At 29.2% G+C, this 21,255-nt stretch carries 21 protein-coding genes; 5 read left to right on the top strand and 16 right to left on the bottom strand.

Features of this window, described 5'->3' with window-relative positions:
* Positions 1–107 precede the first annotated feature (107 nt).
* Together Q1A15_RS14210 and Q1A15_RS14205 are read left to right on the top strand one after the other, a co-directional pair.
* On the top strand, positions 108–638 hold the full coding sequence (locus Q1A15_RS14210; protein WP_299625209.1) for a hypothetical protein: 531 nt from the start codon (positions 108–110) through the stop codon (positions 636–638).
* 11 nt (positions 639–649) lie between these two features.
* A complete protein-coding gene (locus tag Q1A15_RS14205) occupies positions 650–1,072 on the top strand; it encodes a secondary thiamine-phosphate synthase enzyme YjbQ (RefSeq protein WP_299625206.1) in 423 nt (140 codons plus the stop codon).
* Positions 1,073–1,133: 61 nt separating this feature from the next.
* On the opposite strand, the gene Q1A15_RS14200 is transcribed toward Q1A15_RS14205, so the two are convergent.
* Together Q1A15_RS14200 and Q1A15_RS14195 are read right to left on the bottom strand one after the other, a co-directional pair.
* Complete coding sequence (locus Q1A15_RS14200; protein ID WP_299625203.1) at positions 1,134–1,316, bottom strand: hypothetical protein; 183 nt, start codon at positions 1,314–1,316, stop codon at positions 1,134–1,136.
* Between the two features lie 246 nt (positions 1,317–1,562).
* On the bottom strand, positions 1,563–2,294 hold the full coding sequence (locus tag Q1A15_RS14195) for a LytTR family DNA-binding domain-containing protein (protein WP_299625201.1): 732 nt from the start codon (positions 2,292–2,294) through the stop codon (positions 1,563–1,565).
* A 26-nt stretch (positions 2,295–2,320) separates the two neighbouring features.
* Between Q1A15_RS14195 and Q1A15_RS14190 the strand changes: the two genes are divergently transcribed.
* The gene (locus Q1A15_RS14190; protein ID WP_299625198.1) at positions 2,321–4,255 is read left to right on the top strand and encodes a histidine kinase; all 1,935 of its coding nucleotides are present in this window, start codon (positions 2,321–2,323) and stop codon (positions 4,253–4,255) included.
* A gap of 278 nt (positions 4,256–4,533) precedes the next feature.
* On the opposite strand, the gene Q1A15_RS14185 is transcribed toward Q1A15_RS14190, so the two are convergent.
* The 7 genes from Q1A15_RS14185 to Q1A15_RS14155 form a co-directional block, all read right to left on the bottom strand.
* Entirely contained in the window at positions 4,534–4,905 is a 372-nt protein-coding gene (locus Q1A15_RS14185; RefSeq protein ID WP_299625196.1) for a hypothetical protein, read from the bottom strand.
* Between the two features lie 289 nt (positions 4,906–5,194).
* Complete coding sequence (locus tag Q1A15_RS14180) at positions 5,195–5,725, bottom strand: hypothetical protein (RefSeq protein ID WP_299625193.1); 531 nt, start codon at positions 5,723–5,725, stop codon at positions 5,195–5,197.
* An 8-nt stretch (positions 5,726–5,733) separates the two neighbouring features.
* Entirely contained in the window at positions 5,734–10,590 is a 4,857-nt protein-coding gene (locus tag Q1A15_RS14175) for a DNA repair ATPase (RefSeq protein ID WP_299625190.1), read from the bottom strand.
* Positions 10,591–10,828: 238 nt separating this feature from the next.
* Positions 10,829–12,898 (bottom strand): flotillin family protein, encoded by a 2,070-nt coding sequence (locus Q1A15_RS14170; protein WP_299625187.1) that lies wholly within the window; start codon positions 12,896–12,898, stop codon positions 10,829–10,831.
* 49 nt (positions 12,899–12,947) lie between these two features.
* Complete coding sequence (locus Q1A15_RS14165; protein ID WP_299625184.1) at positions 12,948–13,706, bottom strand: hypothetical protein; 759 nt, start codon at positions 13,704–13,706, stop codon at positions 12,948–12,950.
* Positions 13,707–13,722: 16 nt separating this feature from the next.
* Positions 13,723–14,430, bottom strand: coding sequence for a PspA/IM30 family protein (locus Q1A15_RS14160; protein WP_299625179.1), 708 nt, complete (start codon positions 14,428–14,430; stop codon positions 13,723–13,725).
* Positions 14,431–14,435: 5 nt separating this feature from the next.
* Complete coding sequence (locus Q1A15_RS14155) at positions 14,436–14,831, bottom strand: molecular chaperone Tir (protein WP_299625178.1); 396 nt, start codon at positions 14,829–14,831, stop codon at positions 14,436–14,438.
* 224 nt (positions 14,832–15,055) lie between these two features.
* On the opposite strand from Q1A15_RS14155, the gene Q1A15_RS14150 reads away from it, so the two are divergent.
* A complete protein-coding gene (locus tag Q1A15_RS14150) occupies positions 15,056–15,811 on the top strand; it encodes a helix-turn-helix domain-containing protein (RefSeq protein ID WP_299625177.1) in 756 nt (251 codons plus the stop codon).
* Here Q1A15_RS14150 and Q1A15_RS14145 read toward each other — a convergent pair.
* Positions 15,808–16,236 (bottom strand): hypothetical protein, encoded by a 429-nt coding sequence (locus Q1A15_RS14145; RefSeq protein ID WP_299625175.1) that lies wholly within the window; start codon positions 16,234–16,236, stop codon positions 15,808–15,810. The genes Q1A15_RS14150 and Q1A15_RS14145 overlap by 4 nt on opposite strands.
* 206 nt (positions 16,237–16,442) lie before the next feature.
* Between Q1A15_RS14145 and Q1A15_RS14140 the strand changes: the two genes are divergently transcribed.
* Positions 16,443–17,744 (top strand): NAD(P)/FAD-dependent oxidoreductase, encoded by a 1,302-nt coding sequence (locus tag Q1A15_RS14140; protein ID WP_299625173.1) that lies wholly within the window; start codon positions 16,443–16,445, stop codon positions 17,742–17,744.
* A 53-nt stretch (positions 17,745–17,797) separates the two neighbouring features.
* Here Q1A15_RS14140 and Q1A15_RS14135 read toward each other — a convergent pair whose 3' ends face one another.
* From Q1A15_RS14135 to Q1A15_RS14110, 6 genes are all read right to left on the bottom strand, one after another.
* Positions 17,798–18,151: a hypothetical protein gene (locus tag Q1A15_RS14135; RefSeq protein WP_299625171.1), complete on the bottom strand. Its 354-nt coding sequence runs from the start codon at positions 18,149–18,151 to the stop codon at positions 17,798–17,800.
* A 158-nt stretch (positions 18,152–18,309) separates the two neighbouring features.
* Positions 18,310–18,783 (bottom strand): DUF6428 family protein, encoded by a 474-nt coding sequence (locus Q1A15_RS14130; RefSeq protein WP_299625169.1) that lies wholly within the window; start codon positions 18,781–18,783, stop codon positions 18,310–18,312.
* Positions 18,784–18,789: 6 nt separating this feature from the next.
* Positions 18,790–19,398, bottom strand: coding sequence for a protein-tyrosine-phosphatase (locus Q1A15_RS14125; protein ID WP_299625167.1), 609 nt, complete (start codon positions 19,396–19,398; stop codon positions 18,790–18,792).
* Positions 19,399–19,430: 32 nt separating this feature from the next.
* The gene (locus Q1A15_RS14120; RefSeq protein ID WP_299625166.1) at positions 19,431–19,763 is read right to left on the bottom strand and encodes a metalloregulator ArsR/SmtB family transcription factor; all 333 of its coding nucleotides are present in this window, start codon (positions 19,761–19,763) and stop codon (positions 19,431–19,433) included.
* Between the two features lie 57 nt (positions 19,764–19,820).
* Positions 19,821–20,336, bottom strand: coding sequence for an NAD(P)H-dependent oxidoreductase (locus Q1A15_RS14115; protein ID WP_299625164.1), 516 nt, complete (start codon positions 20,334–20,336; stop codon positions 19,821–19,823).
* 131 nt (positions 20,337–20,467) lie between these two features.
* Positions 20,468–21,190: a DUF1223 domain-containing protein gene (locus tag Q1A15_RS14110; RefSeq protein WP_299625162.1), complete on the bottom strand. Its 723-nt coding sequence runs from the start codon at positions 21,188–21,190 to the stop codon at positions 20,468–20,470.
* Positions 21,191–21,255: the final 65 nt, after the last annotated feature.

Raw genomic sequence — 21,255 nt, 5'->3', positions numbered from 1 at the left:
TTCAACATTCTAAGCAATTAAGCCTGAAAAGTAATTAAAACTTTTCGGGCTTTTTTTATTTACAGTAATAGTTTTAGGTTTGTTGAATAAAAGAATAGAAGCGTTCAATGCAAACTAAATACAATAGAACAAACTTTTTTAAACACACCTACTGTCAATTTGAATTCAAAACATCTGATGTTTTAAAAGAAGAAAATATTCATTTTAAAAGTAAATCAGGTAGTACTTATGTATATACAGAAAAAGGAGTATATCGATATTCGAATCATTGGGGAAGAGTAGCAAATTGTAGATGGAAATTGAATGGAGTAACTAAATATCAGAATCAGAATTATTATGTAGGATATGCAAAATGGACTGATTTTTATAGTTTAACTTCCGATGAAAAACTATTCGGATTGAAAATTGATTTTGAAACTGAAAAAGTAGAGGTTTACAAACCAGAAGAAAAAGAGAAAGAAAAATTATTTAATTTAACGGTTATTTTTAAAAAGAAAAAAGAGGTAGAAGAGGTGTTTAAAAACACGAAATGGATGCAATATCATGATGAAGAATTGGAGGTTTTACAAGAGAGAATAATAGAGAAGATATTGACTACAAATAAATCACTACAACAAATTAAATTGGAGTTATCTTAAACTAAAATTGTATGAAATTTTACCAAAAAGAAATTAGTTTACCTGCATTCGAAAGAGGATATCATTTAATCACAGATATTGTACTAAATGAAATTCCAGAAATAAGAGAAATTGCTATCGGACAATTACAAGTATTTATAAAGCATACTTCAGCGAGTTTAACGATTAATGAAAATGCAGATCCAACTGTTCGTATGGATTTTGAAACGCATATCAATAAAATGATTCCTGAAAATATGCCATATTATAAACATGATTACGAAGGAGCAGATGATATGCCAGCACATATAAAAAGTTCGATGTTGGGTTGTCAAGTTCAAATCCCTATTACTAGCGGAAAGTTAAACTTAGGAACTTGGCAAGGAATTTACTTGGGTGAACATCGAAATTATGGCGGACGGAGAAAATTGGTATTAACTGTTTTTGGAAGTTGAAAATGATATAATACAAGGAAGAAAATTATTTTTTCTTCCTTGTGAACTTATAAAGAGTTTCCTATAATAAAACATAGCGACATTTACCACTAATACAAGCAGCTCCAGCAGGACATTTCTTGTAAGGTTTTCCTAACCCCATAAAACCACATTCGGCAGTAATTGTAATATCAATACCTCCAAAAACATTTTTTTGCTCATCTTTACCTAAAGTTTTTCCTAGATTTAAAATTGATTTTTTCATAATAATTAAAATTTAAAATTGGTTAATACTTTGAAAATTTATAGACATTCAAAGATTATGTCTGTAGATGAATATTTTCTTTTTAACTACTTAACAATTTTCCCAGTTTAAGGTTTTAATTGAATAAAATAGTATTTCATAGTTACAAACCTATTGGTTTAAACTTTAGGTTGATCATTAAAAATGATTAGTGAAGTAAATTAACTGATGACTAGGTAATAAACAATGATAAGAGAATAATATAACCTAAGAAAGAATTTTAATCATCTCATTAAGATTTTGACGATTCTTTACGGAAACATTTATAGTTTCGCCATTTGTCATTTCTATACTTTCTCTTTTGATAATTCTTTTAATGTGTGTAATATTTATTAAAAAAGACCTATTAGCTTTAAAGAAATTTTTATCAAAAAATAATTCAGTATAATATTTTAGAGGATTAGAAATCATTTCTGATTTCCCTGAAGTTAATTGAAATATAGTAAAGTTTTGATTAGCTTTACAATAAATTATGTCATCTAAAGATACAGCAATATAGCTACCACCTATATTTAGTAAAATTTTAGAATTATCGTTTTTAATAAAGTTTCTAAACTGACTTAATTTTTGTGAGTTATATTTAACTGTTGTGCTTCTATAATGATTTAATACTGAATCTAACTCTAGAGGGTCAATAGGTTTTAATAAGTAGTTTAAGGCAAAATGCTGAAATGCTTTTTGGTAATAAGTATCATAAGCTGTAGTAAAAATAACTTCAAATTTTCTAGTTTTAACATTGTCTAATAAATCAAAAGCATTACCATCATCTAGCTCAATATCTAAAAAGAGAATATCAGGTTTCAAATCTTTAATTAATTGTTCTCCTTTTTTTATTGTATTAGCAGTTCCTAATATTGATATATCTTGATAATTGTTTAATATTTTAAGGATATAATTTAAAGAATTAAAGTCGTTTTCTACTATTATTGCATTGATCATATTTTATCCTTATAATTTAAATGCTAATGATAAGAATTTTAACACTTATAACTATTGTAATTTCCTTAAAAATTTTTTCACAAAAACCAGTTTTATTAGAGCAAGAAACAATAGATACTTTAAGACTAGTAAAAGAGAATCTAACTTTTGAAAAGGATATTTTATTTTCAATAAAAAAAAATAAAAATATTAAAGCTTGGACAAAATATTATGTATTTAAAGCATTTAGATGTTTAGTTGAAAGAAAACAAGATTCAGCATTAATATATTCTAATAAAGCTATTTCCGAATTTCATGAAAAAGAATCAGATTATTTACCTTCAGGAGGGTTAATACATAAAGCATATTATATAAAAGGATTAAAGCTATTTTTTAAATCTCAATACATATCAGCTATAAAAAGTTTTAATCAAGGTCTTTTATACATAGATAAGTTTCCTAAAAGTTATGATGGAAAAAGTTGGCAATCCTACATATATGGTTTTTTAGGCGAAAGTCATTATAATGTTGGAGACATGGAATTAGCTCTTTTTTATAAAAAGAAAAAACTTGATGATTATAGAATGGGATTTAAGTTTTATTCAACTATAACGTATTTAGGTATAGGGAATTTACATGCTACAATAGGGAATATAGATTCTGCAAAAATATATAACCATAAAGCTCTTAAAATCTTTAAGGATTCTACAATAAAACATACAGGAAATGAAAGAAAAGAAACTCTTAATTGGAATAACATAAAATGTTATAATAATTTAGGAGAATATCATTACAGAGAAAAGAATATAGATTCAGCGTTAGTTTATTTTAAAACAGCTCAAAAAGAATCTCTTGATAAAAACTTAGATTATTCAAAAAAAAGTAGATCTAACACAAAATTCTTTACGAAAGCTAATTATGCATATGTTTTGTTGAATCAAGATAGCTTGAAGAAAGCAGAAAAAATACTTTTAAATGTTCTCGATTCAGTAAATGTTTTTAAGGAGTATTCTAGGGAGAATAAACGTTTGTATTTACATACACATGATTATTTAAGACAGGTTTATACCAAAAGCGGAAATTTTAAAAAAATAGTTGATTTAGATGAAAAGATTATTGAGTATATCAATAATTACAATGAAAAAAAAATATCTAAACATTTACAATTATTATCTCTTGAGTTTGACACGAAAACAAAAGAAAATGAGATAAAGTCATTGTCTAAAGCAAAAAAACAGAATGAAGTTAAAATAAGAAATTATCAAGTGATAGCTATAATGCTATTTGTTTTTATGATTTCACTAATATTATTTTTTCTCTATTACAGAAAAAATAAAAGGAAACAAGAAGAATATGAAAGAGCTAATTTGAAACAACAGTTAATGTTGATGCAAATGAATCCGCACTTTATATTTAATGCATTTAGTGCTATCAATGGAAAAATAGTTTCAGAATCTAAAAATACAACAGAATACGTAAGAAAGTTGAGTTATTTATTTAGAAACATATTAAGAAACTCATCTCAAGAATATATTACATTAGAAGAAGAAGTAGAGTTACTAAATAACTATTTAGAAGTGCAATCTGACTTTTTAGATAAGTTTAATTTCAAAATAAATATAGACAAAACTCTAGATCAAGAATCAGTACTTATTCCACCAATGTTAATGCAACCTTTATTAGAAAATTCAATTGTTCATGGGATAAAAAATGACAAAGGATTAATAGAATTGAACGTGAAAAAAAATATGGAGGGCAAAGAATCTCTTTTAGTTGAGGTTATAGATAACGGAGAAGGATTTATAAAAAAAGAAATTCCTTCTTCAATGAATGTGAAAAAATCATATTCAATAATTTTAATTAAAGATAGATTAAAGTTGTTATCGAAAAAGTTCAATAATACTTTTGAATTAAAATATGAAAATGATCGAGTAAAAGGAACTTGTGCCAAGTTAAGTTTACCTTTAGTATTGGATGAATAATTACAAGAATTCGAAATTATAGTGAACGTATAAAATTGATGTTAACTGTTTTTGGAAATTAATATTTTAACTTTCTGTTAGTCCGACCAGAATCGTGTACTTCTTTGTGTTAAAATATAATTTTTTAAGTTACTGGCCGCAAATAAATATGTAGTTGCGTCAATCTGAACTTGTTTCAGATTCTCATCTTAATACATTGTTAGTTGTTATATTCAGATTCTGAAATATTGAACTAAATTCAATGGAGATGAATTCGAAATCATGTCATAATGAAATTTCTAGTACTTCTCTTTTCTTAAGTTTTGATCATTCAATGTTAAGTAATGAATAGCAATTAATAATTTAGATTTTATATCTTCAATTTGAAAAGTTTTATAATTCATAATCACTTGACTGATCATTGATGGTCCAAGATCTGAAGCAATATTAAAGTTATTTACATAATCTTTAACTGCTTTATTTTCTTTACCATATTCATTCAGAAAATGAATGTACTTACCACTATGATTAAAACCTAAATATTTTAAAGTATCTTTTCTTTCTCTAATAGGTAAGCTTTGTTGAAATAGCCATATTTCATTAAATGTATTAGAATTAATTTGCTTGTATACTTCATATTGTTTTTTAAAATCAATATGAGTTTTATACATTCCGTGTTTTTTAACTTCATTACCAATCCTAGAACAATAATTTAAATAACAATCATCAATATTTTCTTGTGCTGATTTACATATTTCACTATTGAAGAAATCTAAAATCTTTTGTAAGTCTTTAATCTCATTTTTAGTGAATGTTTTATGAATTAAACATCGGAGTTAAGAGGATTACTTTCTTTTTCAGTTGAGCAATTTATTAATACTAAAATAAGAAGCGTGTAAATGACCTTTTTCATAGTAGTTCATTTTTAGTTTTTTATTTAGAATTAAAGTGTGATTTCTATTATGTCAAATAGAAAAACTCTCTTTCTAATTCTCGTTTCAATCTTTTTACTCCTCTTCTCATCAAAAAATAAGGTATTCCTATCATAAAAGTTGCATGAAGTAAAATAAAGGGTATAGCAAATAGGATAGTTGCTGTATCATTATTTTCTCCGAATAAAAAAATTATAATGAATACAGGATAAAATAAAAGGCAAAAAATAAAAAAAGGAATAAAAATAGGAGAGAACCCATTTATTTCAGTGTCAATAATTAATTTATTTCCTTTTTGATTATATGTTCCGCTAGCAACGGCAAGATTTATATTTGTGTCAAATAATTTTTTTCTGCGTTTTACTTTAAAACTGTTTAAATCTACGTTTCCTTTATAATCGTTTTTACTTCTAGAGAAAATGTCGAAAGCATCAGAGAAAATCCCTGTGCTTCCTTCATCTACATTTTGTTTTAATTTATGAACAAAATCAGTTTTTTCAACTTCTAATTCTGTCTGTAAATCATCTATAAGTTTTATTCTTTTTAAAAAATCTCTCATTAATTATTTTAATTCTTCTCCAATCCTTTTTGTAGAGCTTCTTTAATTCCTTCTAAATTCTCAGAGAAAGCCATCATCTGACTTAAAATTTGAGCCATTTCATTTTTATCTCCAAAACCTTTCAGTTTATTGTTTTTCAAGAAGATTTCTTTAATGCTAGTCCATCTGGTTAATTCTTCATCAGAAAGTTTATCGATTAACTCTTTATACTTTAAAAGATTTCCTTCTGCAGCAGAGGTTAAGGTCTGTGATTCACTTTCATAATGCGATAATAACAATCGTTGTAATTCGCTATCATTCATAATAGGAACCACTTTTGCAACCAGTTTATTCATGTCACGATACGAACCTTGAAGTTTAAAAGAAGGTTCAGTCCTGTACTGGTCCTCCATAGCAGCCGATTGAATATAAGCCTGATTAACCTTTAAAACAGTATCTCTAACCGTAATTACTTTTTCTAAAACAGAAGTGTAATCCTGAATTTCTTGTTTGGTATGATTTCCTTTTAAATCAACATCAGCGGTATTATTTTCCACTTTATCAATTAAAGCATACACATCTTCAAAATATTTACTGCTCAATTGATGTAAAACAGGATTCGATGTTAATGAGTTTTCTATTAAACTTAACTTGAATAAATGTGCTGTATCTCCAATTATATCTCCTAAATTGTAAATATCGGCACGGTTAGCTAACATGTCAGGAATCTGAAAACGATCTCCACTTTCTGTATATGGATTACCAGCCATAATTACACAGAATTTCTTTCCACGTAAATCATACGTTTTCGATTTTCCATTGAAGACTCCTTCGATCTTACGAGTTCCATCGGAAAGTGAAATAAACTTCTGTAAAAACTCTGGATTACAATGTTGAATATCATCTAAATATAACATCACATTATCACCCATTTCAAAAGCTAAATTAAGCTTTTTTAATTCTTCTCTAGACGCAGAATTGTTAGCTGACATCGGATCAACAGAAGTCACTTCATGACCAATTGCCGGACCGTTAATTTTCATAAATACCAAACCTAAACGATTCGATATGTATTCCATCAACGTAGTTTTACCGTAACCAGGAGGAGAAATTAATAATAACATTCCCATTCTATCGGTACGTTTATTGTCTCCGACCGTTCCTAATTGTTTTGCTAAATTGTCTCCAATTAATGGGAAATATACCTTGTCAATTAATTTATTTCTTACAAAAGATGATAAAACTCTTGGTTTAAATTCTTCTAGTTTTAAATCTTCTTTTAATTGTTCAGTTACTTCTTGCTTCGCTTCTTTATATCTGATGAAATTCGGAACTTCTACAGTAGCAAATTGTGCTAAATTCGAGATGAAATCATGATAGTTGAAGACAAAAGTTCCTTCAATAATTGTACTGTGATCTCCTCTTAAATCTTTTATGTCTTCTATCGGATGAACTGCTTTAACTTCAGAAGTTGATTCGTGTTCAAATAATAAAATAGCAACAATTTCATTGATATAATTTTGTTTCGAATTTTCTGCTGAAGACAAGAATGAACTTACCCATTGTTTTGTTAAATGAATTTTATCAGTGTATTCATTTGATTTATCAATTCCGTTTCTGAATTTATGATAAGCATCTTGTTTCTTTAATGTTTTTACAAACTCATCTTTTAAACCAAACGCATCTGTACTAATTTGAAATGAATTGTTTTGTTTCAATTCTTCAAAAAGATAATTTGCAATTTGCTCACTTTCTGATTCAGAAAACAATTTGCTTAGCTGAGCGAATTTAGCAATTTTAGTGCTTAAATTTTCAATAATGAAAGCAAACGAATCGCTATTTGGAAAAACACTTAATACTTCACCAGAAGCTTTAATATTGGTGTTTAATAAAGTTTGAGCTTCTTCCGAAAGAGAATTCCAAAAGTACTGTGCGTAAGCTCTTGTATTAGGAGAATAGGTGAGTAGTCCTAATTCATGATGTTTATGAACTAATGTATGTAAAATCTGACTCGCATCACTATCATGAACTCCTTTTACATAACCTTCAGAATATAAGTTGCTACTTTCTTGCTGAACAACAGTTAATAATTCTTCTTGTGTTTTATTGATCAATTCAGTTTCTGGAATATTTTTAAAAATCTTGTACGCCAAATAAGCAGCACGATATATTTCGTTATTCTCAGAAACTAATTCTTGATTCCAATATTTTTTAGATTGTAATAAAATATCGTTTTCAATAGTATCGTAAAAATCAGTACCTGTTAAGTGATAATATAATTCTTCGTTTTTATATACAATCGTTAAATCTAAAACTTGTTTATTAACTCCGAATTTATGTTTACCAAGTTTGATGATGTTTTCACCATCTTCGTATAACTCTTGTTTATCTTTAAGTTTACGAAGCGCATCTTCTTTAGCAACTTTTAATTTCGTTTCTATAGCTTCTGCTTTTCCAGCGTCGTCTAATTCACGTAACTGATTAATAATGTCTCTAACTTTATTAATCATTAAATCCGCAGCAAAATATCCATTGATGTCTTCAATAGTATCGAAGCTTTGCGCTTTTTTCTCAACACCTTTTAAAATACGTTCAGAAGCAGTTTGTAATGCCACTGCTTTCTTGTTACGTTTTTCAATAAGGTTGTTTTTACGCGTATCGAAAGCGGCATGAATTTCTTCACGTTTTTCTATAATCTGCGTAATAAACTCTTCAAAGTCGGCAAATTTTCCTTCTAATTCTTCAAGCTGAATGGCAGTTTTTGTTAAAAACTCATCACACTTTTCTGGCGTAGTAGCCATGTCAATATAATTGATAATACTTTGATCAATTAATTTTAACTGTGCAACAAAATCGGCTTTAGCCTCAGAGCTTCCTAAACTTTTTATGCTGTTTTTAATTCCTGCTTTTAACTGATTTAGCGTCGCAAAAATTAAAGAGATATTGTCTATAATTTTCGTTGATTGCGAAGTGTCTTCTATTTCAAGATTAGAAACAATATCAATCAGCATTTCTAGATCAGCAGTAATTTGATTGACTTCTTTTTCTAAAGCTTTCGCTTCAACTACTTTCTTAATTTCTGGTAACGAAGCTTCTTTTTCAGCAACACGTTTATGATACGGAGCTAATGCTTTATCGTTTAATAAAAACTGTACACAACGTTTAGAAATTAATGTGTTTTGCTCAGCAACTTGCTCTTCTAAAGCTTCTAAAAGTTCTTTTTGGATATAGCGAACATCGTGTAAACTGATTACTTCACCACGTAAGGTTCTTAATTGGCTTAATAATCCAACAAAATCATCAATAGATTTAAATGAAGTACTTTTTATTTTACTAAAAAGTTCATCTGATTTCTTATTAATTTCTTTGGTTTCCTTTGAAGCTTGTTTTTTTAACTGAACTACTTTTTCAAATTCTTCAATTGCGGCATTTGCTGCTTCGTTAATTTGAAGAATAGGTTCATTTAATTGGTGTGTATCTGCTTCTGGTAACCAATAATATGTATCGTTAATATCTTTGGATATTTTGGCGATATCATTATATAAACCAGTGTAATTATCTTCTTTGTTTAAAAGATTGATTAATTCGTGACATTCTGCCATGGCACGAACAATGTCTTTATTTCCAATTTTGAACAGTAAGCTATCTGTATGTTGCGAAGGCATAAAATCTCCTTTTAAATATGGAGTTTGCCAAATTTGAACTACATGATGTTTGGTTTGTTCATTTTCAGTTTTAAAGTAGCATAATTCACCGTTTTCAAGTAAGGTAAAACCGTTACAAATAATTGGAGTTTTAACTTCTTGCTCAATAATATTGTACGACATCAATACGTATAATCCACGGATTGTTGCGTAAAAAACATATAAGAAATCTTCACCGTTTGGAGAACTTACTTTCTTTTGAAATTTTACCTCTTTTACATCACTTTCGAATATTTTATATTCTCCAGTTTGTAAATAATATCCGTTAGGAAAAATAATACCGTGTCCGTCTGGTAATTGAACAGCTGTATCTTTAATACTTTCGATGCGTTGTACTTCTTGTAGTTTATGATTGTACACGAAGTAACGAGGATCTTCCTGGAAAGGTTTGATTTCTAAAGTGATTAAGTTTCCTAAATCACCATAGCGAAACTGACCGTCATCTAAGGTTTGATCTATGTGTTCAACAGGCTCAGAAAGGATTCCTTTTCCGTCGTCTGTGTTGTCTTCAATTTTTATGGTTAAATCACCTCCAATGGTTTCCACAAAAACTTTGTCAAGAACAGAAATGTGGGAATGCGTTCCATAACGATGCATATCACGAGTTACTTCTTGCCATTTGAATTCATGTTGCGTAGGGAATTTGTATTCATGTTCACTACGGTTGTCTATATACTGAAGTTGATTATCGTTAATTAACCATTTAAAGGTTTTAATATCCTTTGTGTTTTCGCTTAATTGAAAAACCATGTGTAAATAGTTTCCAATGATGGCGAATTTTGAGAAAATGGTATTTCTATAGTATTTATATAAGTTGGTGAAATCACTGATGAAAGTTTCATCATGGATCATGTCTAAAGACTGTAAGTGAAAATGATTTTCTTTAAACTCATAAATACTAAATACATCTGAAAGTTTAATATCTGTACGTAAACCAAAATGCACGTTATATCCAAAGATTGAAATGTTTCCAAAAGAAACAATATCTCTGGCGATACAGTTATTTTCAGTGTTTATTCTATCGTTAGCAATTAATTTGGTTTCTATATTACCAAAAACATGTTTTCTAGCATCATTTAGCTTATGTAATCGATCTTGTAGTTCTTGCTTTTGTTTTTGCAATCTACCTTGAATGATTTCATATGTTCCTCCGTCTAATTGTTGATTGTTTTGGTTTTCCATGTATTTTTTTGTGTCAATTCGAGTGGAATGTGTAGAACTTACTATAAGTATGGTTTTAAAAGAAAATTGTCATTGCGATTGAAACGCAGTGTAAAGAAGTAATCTGTTTATATATTCACAGATTCTTTTATTCGTACCTCGATCGGAATGACAATTTTATATTTTAAACCTTTTTAGATTTATATATCTAAAAAAGAAAGAGTCTAGTATCTTATAACTAGACTCTTATTTCTATTTATTAAGATAATTTCTTATCAGATAATCCTAATCCTTTAGCAAGGTTGAAAAGGTTACTGAATAATCCTTCTTCATCAGAAGTGTTTGCTCTATCTTTTAAGTCCATTAAAAGATTAGCTACTGTTAAGTTTTTGATGTCTTCAGAAGAGATTCCGTATTGGTTAGCGAAATCTTTTACTTTTTCTAATAAGTTTCCTTTAACATCATCGCTACCTAAAATAGCATCTTTTACATCTTGAATGTTGTCACTATGTTGAACTAATCTATCGATTCCTTTAGCCTTAGTGATTTGTCCGATAATTTGATCGAAGAACATTGTTTCTCCACCAACGATATCAATATTAGCAGCTCTTAATGCATCACCAATAACTTGTGCTTGTGCATCTGCGATATCTTTCTGGATTTGAATTTGAGCTAAGTCTACTTGTAATTCTTTCTCTAAACGTAACTTGAACTCTTCATGCTCTTTACCAACACCGTCTAATTTCTTCATTGCTTCAGCTTTCTCTTCGATACCAGCAGCATCTGCAATTGCTTTTTCTTTTATTACTTGTGCTTCAGCTAAACCTTCTTCTTTAACAGCTTCAGCTTTTGCTAAAATTCCTGCAGCTTCAGCTTTTGCTTTCTTCTCAATAATTGTAGCTTCTACTAATCCTTGACGTTCATTAGCATCTGCTTTAGCATGCATCACTTGTGCTTCAGACATACCAATTGTAGCTTCTTCTTTAGCTGTTGCTTCTGCTAATGTTTTACGAGCTTCTGCTTCTTTTTCACTAGCTTCTTTTTGAGCTTGAGCTTCAATATTAATCTCTTCAGCTTTTTGCTTTGCAGCTTCTTTTTGAGCTTCTGCTTGTTTAATTGTTCTAATTAATGCTTCTTCTGCGTTAGCTTCTGCAATAGTTATTTTAACTTGTTTCTCACGATCTGCAGTTTTGAAAGCTTCGATATCTTTCATGTTTTCTTGCTCTTCAACCACACCTTTCTCTAACATTACGCGATCACGAATCACATCTTGAATGTTTTTCTTTTCTACTTCAACAACTTTCTCTTTTTCTATTTGTGCTAAAGTTACAATACGCTCTCTTTCTGTAGCTTCTAACATTCTGTCTTTTTCTACTCTTTCACCCTCTACAGCATCTGTACGTAATTTATTTTTCTCAGCAACAATAACTTGACGTTGTTTATTTTCTTCAGCTACTTGTAATTTTTCTTCAGTTGCGATTCTTGCACTTTCAGATTTTAAACGTTCTTCTTCAGCAACTTTTAAAGTTTCTGCTTCTTCACGAGCTTTAATATTTGCAATTTCACGCTTTTGTTGTTCTTCTTTTTCAGCTAATTGCTTATCTAATTCTAAGATTGCTTCACGAGCTTCAACATCTTGTTTACGAATTACTTTTTCTTCGTCTCTTTTAATTAAGTTAGCTTGAATATTTTGTTCGGCTGTTAACTCAGTAATTTTCTTGATACCTTGAGCATCTAAAATATTGTCTGCTTTTAAGAAACTAACAGGAGTTTGTTCTAAATAGTCAATCGCACAATCTTCAAGAGTATACCCATTTAAATCTGTACCAATAATATCAACGATTTCATCTCTAAATTCACGTCTAGCTTCATATAATTCGGTAAAATCAAACTTTTTACCTACGGTTTTTAAAGCTTCTGAGAATTTTGCTTCAAATAATTCTTCTAAAGTTTCTATATCAGAGGCTCTTTCACAACCAATAGTTTGAGCCACCATTTTAATAAAATCTACTTCATTGTTAACACGAACGAAGAAAGCTACTTTAATATCTGCACGCATGTTGTCTTTACAAACTAGTCCGTCATCTCCAATACGTTCAATTTGAATTTTCTTTACAGAAATATCCATGATTTCAACACGGTGAAAAACAGGAACCACATACATACCTCTATCGGTTGCTACTTTTGTTCCTTTAAATCCAGTACGAACTAAGGCTTCTCCTTGTGGTACTTTCTTGTAAAACATTGCAATAATTGCAAAGTATACTATAATAATGAATAGTATTATACCAATGCCAACACTTAAAAGTTGAATAATTGAATCTGTCATAGTAATTAATTAGTTTTTATTGATTTTTATTTGTTGTAAATTTAATTTTTTAAAAGTTTATATCTATGCTATCTGTTTTATATTCTTGTGCATAGTAGAATAGTTTATCGTTGCTTTGTTTTATAATTAATATCTGAGAATTAAAACTTATTTCTTTTCCATCTAAAGATTTTATGTTGATATTAAGTGTATTTCCATCTACTTTAATTTCAGCTCTTCCTAACTTTTTATCAGATATTTTAGATAAACTTGTTCCTTTTCGTCCAATAATTTCTGCTGGTGCATCTCCATCCTGATTAAGATTTTTAAAAAACGCTTTAAAAGGAGTAGTGAAGATTTTAGTAACAAATAATGAAGGGAAAAAACTTCCTAACATTATAATGAAGCCAAAAGTGCTATTATAGCTATGAGTAATTGTTGTACCTAAAGTAGTTATAAGCCACCATATGAAAATCCACGATGTAAATGTGAACATAAATGGTAAACCAACAAAGTTGAAGTAGATTAATAGTACCTGCCACCATTTTAAAGGTTTTCTTCTTTTACCTACAATATCTTCTTGATTAACTTCTGTATTAGCTACATCATGAAAGTCAATATCGCTTCCTTCAATACCAGTCCCTATATTAGAATCTACGTCTACATCAATATCTGCATCTACATCGACATCTATATCCACGTCTACATCAACATCTAAATCGAAGTCTACACCTGAGATCATGGTAATAAGCCAATAAGTCAAAAGTAGAATTAAAAGAATGGTTAATGTGATGTTTACATCAGAAAATACAATGTCTGTTAGTGTCATAGCTAGTTAATAAAATTTATTCGTCGTTAAATCCTAATTGTTTTTTTAGTTGTGCTAAATTATCTTCAGCTGTTTTGTTTTTTGTGTCTGTAAGTTCGTTTAGCTTTTGGTCTATAGTTTTTGATGATTTAGATAAATCACCATAGGCTTCAGCTAAAGCTTCCTCTTGTTGTACTTTTTCTTTCATTCTTTCTAACATAGCAACGGTTCCTGTACTGTCCATTTCAGCCATTTGCTTGTTTAGATTTTTTGTTGCTTTAGAAACTTTTACACGAGCTTTAAGGGTTTTTAATTCATTTTCCCATTTGCTAATTGTGCTTTTAATTTCTTGAACATTTCCTTCTAATTGCGCTACAGAAGTATCGAAATTAGTAGCTTCACTCTTTGCATGTTCTATCTGCAAATGTATCTCTTCTTTTTTAATTAATGCTTGTTTTGCTAATTCATCTGCTTCATTAAATTCTAATTCTCCATTTTTAGCTTTTGTAAGCACTAACATTGCTTTTTGTTCGTAATCATTAGCTTTAGTAGTGAATTCATCAATGTCGTTCTTTGCTCTAATTGCAAGAGCTTTCACTTGGGCTAAAGATTCTAATGATTTTTCAAGATCTACGCGTAAATCACGTATTCCTTGTTCTGTCATTTTTATAGGATCTTCCATGTTATCTATGGCAGCATTTGCTTCAGCTTGTCCTATTTTAAAAAGTCGTTTAAAAAAATTCATAATTTCTAATATTTTGAGAAATTAATGATCTGCTCAGAATATTCGCTAAGTAATAAACTTAACGAGTTTAAGCTGGCTTCTAATTCATTAATATCTAAATTTTCTAATTGTAGTGTGTCTCTAAAAATGACACGTTCACCTGTTTCATCGAGTACAAAAGCTCCATGAATTATATCTCTGTTTTTTTGAAGTAATGCTCTAAACATTGCTTCATTAGGTTGTGTTGCTTTAAATATAAATTGTTCCATGACTAGTATAGGATATGCAACACCTATGATTAAGTTTTTAATTCCAAAATTCTCTTTTTCAATAACAAAAATCCCATCAGTTTCGATTTCTTTACTAATTGTAAAGTTTAATTCTAATAAAAAGTTTTTTGTTTTATTAAAGTGAATGTTCATTAGCAATTCGTTATAGTTAGATAGTTATGTAATTGATATTTTCTTAAGCAATAGTGGAAACCACAAATACTGCAAAGTGTAAAGTTAATAGAATCATAATAAAATAGTTAATAGTTTAGCGACCTTTTTTTCTAGAAAAATTAGCAATATTGGTTTTTATTAGCTAATATTGTTAGTGTAAAGATACAAATAATTTTAATATTTGCAAATTAAATTAGCAAAACATGTCTTTTTTCGGTAGAAACATTAAAAAAATTAGAGGAGTAAAAGGATTAAGTCAAAAATCTTTCGCAGAATTGTTTGATTTAAAACGTGCAACCCTTGGTGCATATGAAGAAGGTAGAAGTGAGCCTAAAATAGATACTATAATAAAGATTGCTAATTATTTTAGCATTTCAATAGATAGTTTGCTAACTTCTGATTTAACGGTTAATGAATTATTACGCTTTAAAGAAGATCTAATCTTAACTGTAGATAATTTAGAGAAAGAAACGTTAGCTGTTATTCCTTATGTTTCTGAACAAAAAATAACCAAGTATGGTAAACACTATAACAATGCAAAGTTTATTGAAGATTTGCCAAAACTGAGTTTGCCTGTTGAAGAAGACAAGAAATTAAGAGCTTTTACTGTTACAAATTTGGAAATGACAGACCATGATAAAGGTTTGTATCCAAAAGATGTTATTATTGGTGAATATATTGAGTTAGATGACATTGATTCCTATGGAAATGGAGAAGTAGTAATTGCTGTTTTAGAAGATGAAGTGATAGTAAGAAAAATTTACTTTATCTCAGATCAAGTTGTTTTAAAAGCAGAGCACAAAAATATAGAAGAGAAAATATTCTCTAAATCTGTATTAAAAGAACTTTGGCTGGCCAAATATTCTTTTATCAGAAGATTACCTGAAGTGGGGGATGAGGTGGAAAACAAATTGTTATTCTTAGAGAAAGAATTACTAAAACTTAAGAATAGAAGTTAAGCTTTGTAGTCGTTGTTTACACCTATACTAAAACCAAACCTAGTTTCATTTTCGCTACCTAATCTAAGGATAGCAATTTTACCAAGTCCGATTTTACTAAATTCATTAAATGTAATATCGTCATCTTCAAAAAATAATGTCCCTGTATAAGGTTTTTTAGGAACATATTCGCTAATGTTGTTACCTTGGTATACGTTTATTGCGACAATTTCATCACTATCTTTTAAGCTACAAGCAAAGCCATAATCGTCCCAGATTATATATTCTTTAGTTGTGCTAATTGTACGTGAAGGTTCACCTAAAACTTCTACAAGAGTATTGTAGTTTGTTGGAAAACTTAATGGAGTTCCGTTTATTAAAACACTGTCTGTGTTACAGTTAATAATAAAGTATTTCTGTTTCTTCTTCTTAAAAATAGAAAACATAAAGCTATGTTGTTATTTCTTAGTTAAGACAAAGCTATAAAAATATTAGATGAAAGTCTCTATAAAAACCCCTTTTTTAATTCTTGATAAAACGACATTTTTGATACTATGTTCATCTTGATTTTGTTAGAAGAAAATAAAATGTAAAAAGAAAACTTTTATTTAAATTTGTTATTACAATCTACTTTGATATAAAAAATTACCATATGAATATACCTCAAACCAGCTTTCCGCGAGTTGTTATAATTGGTGGAGGTTTTGCAGGGTTGGCTGCAGCAAGAGGTTTAGAAGATAAAGAACTTCAAGTTGTTCTTTTAGATAAACATAATTATCATACATTTCAACCTTTATTATACCAAGTTGCTACAGGAGGTTTAGAGCCAGACAGTATTGCTTTTCCGCTTAGAAAAAGATTCAACGATGTAGAAAACTTTTATTTCAGGTTAGCAGAAGTAACAGATATAAATGCAGAAGAAAAACAGGTGTCTACTTCTATAGGAAGCCTATCTTACGATTACTTAGTTATTGCAACAGGTTCAACAACAAACTTCTTCGGAAACACAAATATTAAAAGACATACGATGGAAATGAAATCTATTCCACAGTCTTTAAATATTAGAAGTTTAATATTAGAAAATTTCGAAGAAGCATTGTTAACGTCAGATTTAGAAGAGCGAACAAAACTTATGAATTTTGTTATTGTAGGTGGTGGTCCGACTGGAGTTGAATTAGCGGGTGCTTTAGCGGAAATGAAGAAAGAAATTCTACCTAAAGATTATCCGGATTTAGATATCCGTTTGATGAAAATCAATTTGATTCAAGGAGCTGATTGTCTTTTAAAAGGAATGAGTAAACAAGCTTCAGAAAAAGCAGAAGACTTTCTTATTAAATTAGGAGTTGATGTGTGGAAAAACCTTAGGGTTTTAAATTATGATGGAGATACAATAACAACAAATGGTGAAGATCATTTTAAAGCTAGTACGGTAATATGGGCAGCAGGAGTTAAAGGAGCTTCAATTGATGGGTTAGAAGCTGGTTGTGTTGTAGAACGAGCAGAAAGGTATAAGGTTGATGAATTTAATAGAGTAGCGAATCATGATACGGTATTTGCGATTGGAGATGTAGCTTGTATGAATTCTGAAGATTATCCTTATGGTCATCCTATGATGGCTCAACCGGCTATTCAACAAGGAAAGTTATTGGCGAAAAATATCTTATTGCATTTAAAAGGGAAACAAATGAAACCTTTTGTGTATAACGACAAAGGTTCGATGGCAACTATTGGTAGAAATAAAGCTGTTGTAGATTTACCAAAATGGAAATTTCAAGGAGTTTTCGCTTGGTTTGTGTGGATGATCGTACATTTGTTTTCTCTAATTGGTTTTAGGAATAAAGCTGTGGTTTTCTTGAATTGGATGTACAATTATATACGATTTGATAGAGAAACAAGACTTATTATTAGGCCTTATAAACACAAGAATAAATATTCATTTGAAAATGATAAATAAAAAAATCCCGAGAAACTTCTCGGGATTTTTTATGTTTTATTATGTCTTGAATTTTATTCAATTCCAGTAGAAATCGTAACGATTGAATCTTCGTCTACAATAATTTCATATTCAGAGCAAAAATCCATTTCAACAGTTTCTATAATTTGTTCATTGTCATTAATCACAATATTAAAGATAACATTTCCTGTATCGTAGCTTCTAAATTCAGAAGATTTTCCAGGTTCAATAATGTCGATGCTTTCTCGGCTACCAATTGCAGTATTTATTTGTACACTTATTTCACTGTCGCCTGTATTTGTAACTCTAGCTCTCGGATTTTCGTTATTACAATCTGAGCATGAAATTGAATGGAATGATAAAAAACAAATCAAAAAAAAGGAAAAAAATCTTTTTAATAATTTCATTTAGTAAAACATTTAGGGGTTATTCGCCGCGAAGATAATGTTTTAAAATTGAAATATATTTTCGTAATTCGTTGGAAACAAAAAACTGAGCGTTGAAGCTCAGTTTTATATACGATTTAATATTAAAATTATTCTGTTACTTGTTCTTGTATTTTTAATTAACAACAACCAGAATTAGGATCGCAACTCATACCTTGACTTTGAATTTGCGAAAGCTTTAATTTAGGTTTTTGTTTTGGAGGAATTCCACATTGATCTTCTGCTAAACAAGCTGTTGCTGTGTTTACTAATTTGAAGTTTGTGCCATCAAAATCTAGATCATATTTTCCAATTGTATTTCCTTGATATTCTACTTCAATATCTACATCTTTAAGATTTAATGTCTTTTCAGATAGTTCAATAATGTTAATTAGTTTTTCTGGGTGCAATCTGTGGTTATAATCGTTTGCATTCCATAACTGAAAATTAATTTTTTCTTCTTTACGTAACACACCGCCACAATCGATAAAGTGTTTGGTAACTTTACCTACTTCAGTTACATGAAAATGTTCAGGAACCAAGCTTCCGTCAGGTAATTGAAAAGCAATTGTACTTAAGTTTTTTAAGTGGTTTTTTATTTCTGTAAGTTTCATAATCTTTTAATTTAATTGTGATAAAATAAAATACATTTCCGAAGCAATCTGGTTGCTTCTTTCTAAATATGTTTCTGCTTCTAGATTGGTGTTATCCGAAATTTTAGGGTCTTCATAAGTGATCGCAATTCTTTTTTCTGTCCCAGCAACAAATGGACAACCTTCGTCTGCTTGTGAACAAGTCATAACAGCAGCAAAACTTGTATTCGGATTAAAAGGATTGTCGTAGCGTTTAGAAAAACCAATAATAGGATGCGAGGTTTCGTCGTATTTAATTCCGTATACTGGATTTTCATTATTACCAATCACATTAATATCAAAACCTTGCTTTTCTAATGTGGTTACTATTGGTGTAGCTAATGCTGTTTCTTCAGTTCCGCCAGAATAAGTTTTAAGGTTGTTGATTTTAAAATGTGAAGCCAAAGTCTGCATCCATATTTGTCCCAAATGACTTCTTCTTGAGTTATGTGTACAAATAAAGTTGATGTTTATGTCTTCGTTTTTAGTTTGTTTTTCTTTGATGTAAGCAACTAAAGGAAACAATACTTCTTTTCTTTCTTCACTAACAGATAAAGAAGCAATACTTTCAATAGTTTTAATTAATTCTTTCTTCATTGTAATATTACGATATTAATGATTAAATTTTTTTAGCAACAACTATTGTTTTGATTCGAAAATATGTTTAAAAATTGTTGTAACGTGTCTTTTATTTCTTCCCATTTTACTTCATCTAAACAATAACAGATACTTGTACCTTCTATATTTCCTTTTAAGATTCCGATCTTTTTTAATTCTTTTAAGTGTTGAGAAATTGTAGGTTGTGCAAGTCCGATTTCATTTACTAAATCCCCACAAATACAAGTCTCAACTTTAGCAATATGTTCAAGTATAGCAATTCTAGCCGGATGTCCTAAAACTTTAGCTATTTGAGCGATGTCATTTTGCTTTTTTGAAAATATTTCTGATTTCGTTAATCCCATACAATATTTATATATTGCAATATTACGATAAAAGGTTTGAATGAAGAAATTTTTAAATCATTTCAACAAAGAATTTTTAAAGTTTTCTAGTTTACTGATTGCTTCGTTGTGAATAGTATTGTCTTCTGAATTGAACCATACGTGAATATCTCCAAGGTAATTCATTCCTAAATATTTAGCGCTTTCAATAAAAGGCATGTCAAATCCATCTCTTCTATCATTTTCTCCAGAATTACTTATCATGGCCATGTTTTTACCTCTTAATTTTCTTCCTAAATCTTTTTGGTAATGCAAAAGATCAGATAAACGATCGAAAAATACTTTTAAGTGCCCGCTCATAGTGTACCAATATACTGGTGTAGCAAAAATAATAGTTTCGTATTGTTCAGCAATACGCTTCATTAAAGGAAGAAAATCGTCTTTAGCATTTTTAAAATTATAATCAAAATGACCTATTGTATAATCTAAAAGATCAATAACATCTACACTATTATCAGTATTGAAATGATTGATTATTTTTTGAGTATTTCCATTTTTGTTAGCACTAGCTTTTATAATAACTGTAGTATTCATTTGTTTAATTTTTGATGAAAATTACATAGTTATCAAATACAAAGTATGATTTAACAATTGCTAAATTCAATGGCAGTCAAGATTAAAACAATCTTAAACAAGGTAAAATGTTAATTAAATTAATTATGAAATTACAGTACTTGTTGTGCTCCAGAGGTAACAGTTAGTTCTTTGTCTTTTATTAGAACAACTAAACGTAATGTGTCATCTTTAGTTACTAATTTAGGAATGTTAAGTGTGAATTTTCCATTTTTTTTAGTTAACGGAACAATCTCTTCCTGAACTACGATATTAGAATTGGCAAGTGTTCTATTTCTATTTTCTCCTCTTTTAACTTGAGTTACTCGTTTGTTTATAGCTAAAAGAAAATGCAACTTACTTTTTTTAGCTTCTCCTTCTACAGTGTATGAAAACTCAACTTTATTATTTTTTATGGCAGTATTATTAATTTGTACTGTATTAGAGCTTGAGCCTCGATGAAGAATTTGTTTTATTCTTCTTGAAATTTTAACTCTATCAGAACCAACAAAATGTTCATCACCATTAATTACGAGTTGCGGTGTGTATATAGAGCTACTGTAAAATTTATCTGCATAATCTCTTTGTTTATCTGTGTATGCTCCTGTTGCAAAAGGATCTTTCCAACCGATATAATCCCAATAATCAACATGATAAGCAATAGGAATTACTTGTTTATTATCTGAAGCACTTTTAATTTCTTCTAACAATCGATCTGCAGGAGGACAACTAGAGCAACCTTGTGAGGTAAAAAGCTCTAAAACAACTACAGGTTTTTGTTGAGAAAATAAACTAGAAGAAGCGATAAGTAAAATAAGTGTGAAGCGAGATAACATATGGTTTTAAATTTATTTTTCAATTAGTAGTTTTTTTAATAAAAGACTTACAATATCGCTTTAAG

It is taken from the genome of uncultured Tenacibaculum sp., assembly GCF_947495995.1.
In the GTDB taxonomy this organism is placed as follows: domain Bacteria; phylum Bacteroidota; class Bacteroidia; order Flavobacteriales; family Flavobacteriaceae; genus Polaribacter.
The sequence above is the reverse complement of the archived record's forward strand: the minus strand, read 5'-3'. Positions and strand labels throughout refer to the sequence as shown.

Coding starts and splice junctions, on each gene's coding strand:
- Q1A15_RS14185 (WP_299625196.1), bottom strand. CDS start 4,905: ATGTATAAAACTCATATTGATTTTAAAAAACAATATGAAGTATACAAG.
- Q1A15_RS14180 (WP_299625193.1), bottom strand. CDS start 5,725: ATGAGAGATTTTTTAAAAAGAATAAAACTTATAGATGATTTACAGACA.
- Q1A15_RS14145 (WP_299625175.1), bottom strand. CDS start 16,236: ATGTTTTCTATTTTTAAGAAGAAGAAACAGAAATACTTTATTATTAAC.
- Q1A15_RS14160 (WP_299625179.1), bottom strand. CDS start 14,430: ATGAATTTTTTTAAACGACTTTTTAAAATAGGACAAGCTGAAGCAAAT.
- Q1A15_RS14115 (WP_299625164.1), bottom strand. CDS start 20,336: ATGAATACTACAGTTATTATAAAAGCTAGTGCTAACAAAAATGGAAAT.
- Q1A15_RS14140 (WP_299625173.1), top strand. CDS start 16,443: ATGAATATACCTCAAACCAGCTTTCCGCGAGTTGTTATAATTGGTGGA.
- Q1A15_RS14150 (WP_299625177.1), top strand. CDS start 15,056: ATGTCTTTTTTCGGTAGAAACATTAAAAAAATTAGAGGAGTAAAAGGA.
- Q1A15_RS14190 (WP_299625198.1), top strand. CDS start 2,321: ATGATAAGAATTTTAACACTTATAACTATTGTAATTTCCTTAAAAATT.
- Q1A15_RS14175 (WP_299625190.1), bottom strand. CDS start 10,590: ATGGAAAACCAAAACAATCAACAATTAGACGGAGGAACATATGAAATC.
- Q1A15_RS14170 (WP_299625187.1), bottom strand. CDS start 12,898: ATGACAGATTCAATTATTCAACTTTTAAGTGTTGGCATTGGTATAATA.
- Q1A15_RS14120 (WP_299625166.1), bottom strand. CDS start 19,763: ATGGGATTAACGAAATCAGAAATATTTTCAAAAAAGCAAAATGACATC.
- Q1A15_RS14195 (WP_299625201.1), bottom strand. CDS start 2,294: ATGATCAATGCAATAATAGTAGAAAACGACTTTAATTCTTTAAATTAT.
- Q1A15_RS14135 (WP_299625171.1), bottom strand. CDS start 18,151: ATGAAATTATTAAAAAGATTTTTTTCCTTTTTTTTGATTTGTTTTTTA.
- Q1A15_RS14205 (WP_299625206.1), top strand. CDS start 650: ATGAAATTTTACCAAAAAGAAATTAGTTTACCTGCATTCGAAAGAGGA.
- Q1A15_RS14165 (WP_299625184.1), bottom strand. CDS start 13,706: ATGACACTAACAGACATTGTATTTTCTGATGTAAACATCACATTAACC.
- Q1A15_RS14200 (WP_299625203.1), bottom strand. CDS start 1,316: ATGAAAAAATCAATTTTAAATCTAGGAAAAACTTTAGGTAAAGATGAG.
- Q1A15_RS14130 (WP_299625169.1), bottom strand. CDS start 18,783: ATGAAACTTACAGAAATAAAAAACCACTTAAAAAACTTAAGTACAATT.
- Q1A15_RS14155 (WP_299625178.1), bottom strand. CDS start 14,831: ATGAACATTCACTTTAATAAAACAAAAAACTTTTTATTAGAATTAAAC.
- Q1A15_RS14210 (WP_299625209.1), top strand. CDS start 108: ATGCAAACTAAATACAATAGAACAAACTTTTTTAAACACACCTACTGT.
- Q1A15_RS14125 (WP_299625167.1), bottom strand. CDS start 19,398: ATGAAGAAAGAATTAATTAAAACTATTGAAAGTATTGCTTCTTTATCT.
- Q1A15_RS14110 (WP_299625162.1), bottom strand. CDS start 21,190: ATGTTATCTCGCTTCACACTTATTTTACTTATCGCTTCTTCTAGTTTA.